Raw genomic sequence first — 4,899 nt, 5'->3', positions numbered from 1 at the left:
GAGTTCTGCTGTCTGATACAAGAGGATAAATTGAATTGATAGAACTCACCATAATTCTTTTGTCATTCATCCCATGTATGTGGAGATATTGGAAACATGCAGCAAAAACCGTTTTCCTACTCCTGTCAGCCATGAGCTGGCAATCAAACGTATGCAGCGTTTCAATGTTTTCGTGGAGCGCCTTATCTCTCCGGAGGGGACATTTCCGGCTTTCGGACGTTCTGTTGTCTATCGCATGGGGGCATTCCAGTCATTGGCGCTGGCTGCTTGGAAATACGGCCTTCCTGAAGGGCTGACTAACGGACAAGTCCGGAATGCGTTGAGTGCAGTCATGAGAAACATGTTTTCGGTAGATGGGAATTTCGATGATAAGGGATTTTTGGCATTGGGTTTTGCAGGACATCAGCCGGATTTGGCGAATTATTATACAAATAACGGCAGTTTGTATATGACTTCACTTGTCTTTTTGCCTTTGGGACTTCCTGCTTCACATCCTTTTTGGAGTGACCCGTCCGAAGAATGGACTTCTCAAAAAGCGTGGGCGGGAAAAGCTTTCCCAATCGACGGACATCATTCATTGAAAAACTAAGCAGGTTTTGATGATAGCAAAATCTGGATAGTATAAAAACAATTGTTGGTGGCTTCTTGCTTGTCGTCCTTTTGAGGAAATACAAGCTTGGCATGAGGTCATGATAAGACAAGTATATATCGACCTTTACAATAAATATGGGAAAGAAGTGATGTGCCCCCGTCATTACTCGTATTACACGGGTAATGACACATTCTTCTGAAAATTCGTTTGGGACGGACAGTCGAGAGACTGAAATATTTGATTACCAGATTTAAGTTGATATTTGTTTTTACGGTTTCTTCCTGTATATGCGGAACTCTATACAGTGGTTGGAAATTAGAAATCCATTCAATCCGTCGTAGGTAAATCAGGAATATAAGGATGGTTTATGATTATCCGTTGACGGACAGTACCGTTTGTTTAAACTTCTTGTATCCGGGTCCGGATATCGGCCCGTATGTCCGGTAACCTATTGAATCCGGATGTCGACGGACTGCAAATTGTCCGGAGCCGGAACTGTTTCCGTGAAGTATCTTATATGTGCCGTTCAAGGGAAGTCATAGTGTTGGTACGATGTCGAACCATTCGGAGGAGTCATAAATAAGTTCGATGTTGACATTCTATTTTTCTTTGGCTATGCCGATTCTGTGGAAACCGTGAAGGGTTTTCTGCAGGTTTTCCTTGTCACTGGCGGTAATCTAACCTTTTTATTCACGGTTGTTCCAATAGGTGGCTTCGAATCCGGCTTTTTCGTTGACTCCATAAGTACTTTCAACTAAAAATCCCCTTTATTTTCTTGTTCAGAATATAAAGAGGATAATTTTATTGACGAGAGTTGCATGGGGTATGGTGAGATGAAATCATAATTGGGGAATAAATTGCACAAGACTTTCACAAGTATCCTCCCGTCAATGCCTAAAATCAAGGCAAAGCTACTTAAATACTTTCTTTTTTTGCAATATTTATTAATTTATCTTATGCTATTTATGATTATTTTGATATATTGAAGATATTTTGTGCCAACTGTTTCATAGTTCGCCAATTTTACGTAAGTTTGCCAGTTAAATAATAATTTAGATATGGCTGCTCATCTTTTCTATAATGATTTTCCCGCATTTTTGCGTAAATATTTTCCTTATAAAGTACAAAAGATATCGTTGAATGCGGGTTTTACTTGTCCTAACCGGGATGGAACGAGAGGATGGGGAGGTTGCACTTATTGTAATAATCAGACATTCAATCCTGATTATTGCCGTACAGAGAAATCCGTTGCCGTACAATTGGAAGAAGGAAAACGCTTTTTTGCCCATAAATATCCGGAGATGAAATATCTGGCGTATTTTCAAGCATATACTAACACGTATGCGGAACTGGAAGGGTTGAAATGTAAGTATGAAGAGGCTCTGGAGGTGAGGGATGTGGTAGGTCTGGTAATTGGCACAAGGCCAGATTGCATGCCCGAAGAGTTGTTACGTTATTTGGAAGAGTTGAATAAACACACTTTCCTTATAGTAGAATATGGAATCGAAAGCACTTGTAATGATACTTTGCGACGTATCAATCGGGGACATACTTATGAGGAAACAGTTGCTGCTATCTGCCGGACAGCAGCTTGTGGTATACTGACAGGCGGGCATGTCATTTTGGGACTTCCGGGGGAGACGCATGATATGATGGTTGAACAGGCGGAAATTCTTTCCGGACTTCCTTTATCAACTCTCAAAATTCACCAACTCCAGTTGATTCGCGGCACTCGTATGGCACATGAATACACTGTGAATCCGTCTGATTTCCATTTGTTTACGGAAGTAGATGAGTATATTGACTGGGTAATTGATTATGTGGAACATTTGCGTCCGGAACTGGTATTGGAACGTTTTATTTCCCAATCTCCTAAAGATTTATTAATAGCCCCGGACTGGGGGTTGAAAAATTATGAATTTGTAGCGCGTTTGCAAAAAAGAATGAAAGAAAGGAATGCTTATCAAGGCAAGAAGTTCAAGGATTCGGAAAAAAGAATTATTTTTGCGGAAGATAAGTGTATCGAGGAGTAGAATCCTGGCTTTTAAGGAATATTACACAGATAATGGATATAATATAGATTTAAGATATGGAACATAAAACAAGAATTAAAGGAAATGTCCACTATGTAGGAGTGAATGACCGCAATAAACATCGGTTTGAGGCGATGTGGCCATTACCCTATGGAGTTTCGTATAACTCTTATCTGATTGATGATGAAATGGTGGCGTTGGTAGACACTGTGGATATTTGTTATTTTGAGGTGTATTTGCGGAAAATCAAACAAGTGATTGGTGAGCGTCCTATCAATTATTTGATTATAAATCACATGGAACCGGACCATTCGGGTTCTATCCGTCTGATTAAACAGCATTATCCGAATATTATTATTGTCGGCAATAAGCAGACGTTCGGCATGATTGAAGGATTCTATGGCGTGACCGGAGAACAATATTTGGTGAAAGACGGTGATTTTTTGGCTTTGGGACATCATAAACTGCGTTTTTATATGACGCCGATGGTGCATTGGCCGGAAACGATGATGACATTTGATGAAACAGACGGTGTACTGTTTTCAGGAGACGGATTCGGATGTTTCGGTACGCTGGACGGAGGTTTCCTGGATACTCGGATTAATTTGGATAAGTATTGGGGAGAGATGGTCCGTTATTATTCTAATATTGTAGGTAAATACGGTAGTCCGGTACAGAAAGCTCTGCAAAAGCTGGGAGGGCTTCCCATTTCCACTATCTGTTCCACACACGGACCGGTGTGGACGGAGAATATCGCTAAAGTGATTGGTATCTATGACCGTCTGAGCCGTTACGATGCCGACGAAGGGGTAGTGATTGCTTATGGAAGCATGTACGGGAATACAGAACAAATGGCGGAAGCGATTGCGGAGGAACTTTCGGCACAGGGAATCAAGAATATTGTTATGCATAACGTAAGCAAGAGCCATCCTTCTTATATTATTGCAGATATTTTCCGTTACAAAGGATTGATTATCGGTGCTCCTACTTACAGTAACCAGATATTTCCGGAAGTAGAGTCATTACTTTCAAAAATCTTGCTGCGTGAGGTCAAAGGACGTTATTTAGGATATTTCGGTTCCTTCACTTGGGCGGGTGCTGCCGTGAAACGCCTGGCGGAATTTGCGGAAAAAAGTAAGTTCGAGCTGGTCGGTGATCCGGTAGAGATGAAGCAGGCAATGAAAGATATTACCTATACTCAATGTGAGAATCTGGCTCGCGCGATGGCGGAGCGCTTGAAAAAAGACCTTTAAATTATAAATGAAATTTATTTATTAACCTATAAAATAATCGACTTATGAGACTTATTATTCAGCCGGACTACCAGTCCGTATCTCAGTGGGCTGCACATTACGTTGCTGCAAAAATAAAAGCTGCTAATCCAACTCCTGAAAAACCGTTTGTATTGGGTTGCCCTACGGGATCTTCTCCTTTGGGTATGTATAAGGGACTGATTGACCTGAATAAGAAAGGAATCGTTTCCTTCCAGAATGTGGTGACATTCAATATGGACGAGTATGTAGGTTTGCCGAAAGAGCATCCTGAAAGCTACTATTCTTTTATGTGGAATAACTTCTTCAGTCATATTGATATTAAACCGGAAAATACAAATATTCTGAATGGCAATGCTCCTGACCTGGATGCGGAATGTGCGCGTTATGAAGAAAAGATTAAGTCTTATGGCGGTATAGACCTGTTTATGGGAGGTATCGGTCCTGACGGGCATATCGCGTTCAATGAACCGGGTTCTTCATTATCATCCCGTACGCGGCAGAAAACATTGACAATGGATACTATCATCGCTAATTCCCGTTTCTTTGACAATGATATTAATAAAGTTCCGAAAACTTCCTTGACGGTAGGGGTAGGTACTGTGCTTTCCGCTAAGGAAGTGATGATTATCGTGAACGGCCATAATAAAGCCCGTGCTTTATATCATGCGGTAGAAGGTGCAGTAACGCAGATGTGGACTATCAGTGCATTACAGATGCATGAGAAAGGGATTATCGTTTGCGATGATGCTGCTACCGTGGAGTTGAAGGTGGGAACTTACCGTTACTTTAAAGATATCGAGTCTGCTCATCTAGACCCGGAATCTTTGATTAAGTAAGTATATTATATAGGTAGGGAATAGCAAGTTGTTGTGATTTGGATTCCTTAATTTTGAAAAATTATTTGGAGAATTCCTGATGATAATATATGATTCAAAGGCTGTCTCGAAATGAAGTGACCCCAAAAAGTTGGACATGTTAAACATTATCCCGTAATAGAAAG

At 40.8% G+C, this 4,899-nt stretch carries 4 protein-coding genes; all 4 read left to right on the top strand.

Translation table 11 applies throughout. The annotated features are described in order from the left end of the window. Positions 1-34: 34 nt before the first annotated feature. The 4 genes from Q5076_RS17770 to nagB all read left to right on the top strand — a co-directional run bounded on the left by Q5076_RS17770 (position 35) and on the right by nagB (position 4,735). A complete protein-coding gene (locus Q5076_RS17770) occupies positions 35-589 on the top strand; it encodes a DUF2264 domain-containing protein (protein WP_303015136.1) in 555 nt (184 codons plus the stop codon). A gap of 1,061 nt (positions 590-1,650) precedes the next feature. Further along, positions 1,651-2,625, top strand: coding sequence for a TIGR01212 family radical SAM protein (locus Q5076_RS17765; RefSeq protein WP_303015134.1), 975 nt, complete (start codon positions 1,651-1,653; stop codon positions 2,623-2,625). Between the two features lie 56 nt (positions 2,626-2,681). Further along, complete coding sequence (locus Q5076_RS17760; RefSeq protein WP_303015132.1) at positions 2,682-3,878, top strand: FprA family A-type flavoprotein; 1,197 nt, start codon at positions 2,682-2,684, stop codon at positions 3,876-3,878. A 44-nt stretch (positions 3,879-3,922) separates the two neighbouring features. Continuing rightward, positions 3,923-4,735 carry a glucosamine-6-phosphate deaminase gene (nagB, locus tag Q5076_RS17755; protein ID WP_303015130.1) on the top strand — a complete coding sequence of 271 codons (813 nt, stop codon included), beginning with the start codon at positions 3,923-3,925 and terminating at the stop codon, positions 4,733-4,735. Positions 4,736-4,899: the final 164 nt, after the last annotated feature.

This window comes from uncultured Bacteroides sp., assembly GCF_958445495.1.
Lineage (GTDB): Bacteria > Bacteroidota > Bacteroidia > Bacteroidales > Bacteroidaceae > Bacteroides.
The sequence above is the reverse complement of the archived record's forward strand: the minus strand, read 5'-3'. Positions and strand labels throughout refer to the sequence as shown.

Excerpts from the sequence above, each read along its gene's own strand:
- Q5076_RS17765 (WP_303015134.1), top strand. The coding sequence starts at position 1,651 with ATGGCTGCTCATCTTTTCTATAATGATTTTCCCGCATTTTTGCGTAAA.
- Q5076_RS17760 (WP_303015132.1), top strand. The coding sequence starts at position 2,682 with ATGGAACATAAAACAAGAATTAAAGGAAATGTCCACTATGTAGGAGTG.
- nagB (WP_303015130.1), top strand. The coding sequence starts at position 3,923 with ATGAGACTTATTATTCAGCCGGACTACCAGTCCGTATCTCAGTGGGCT.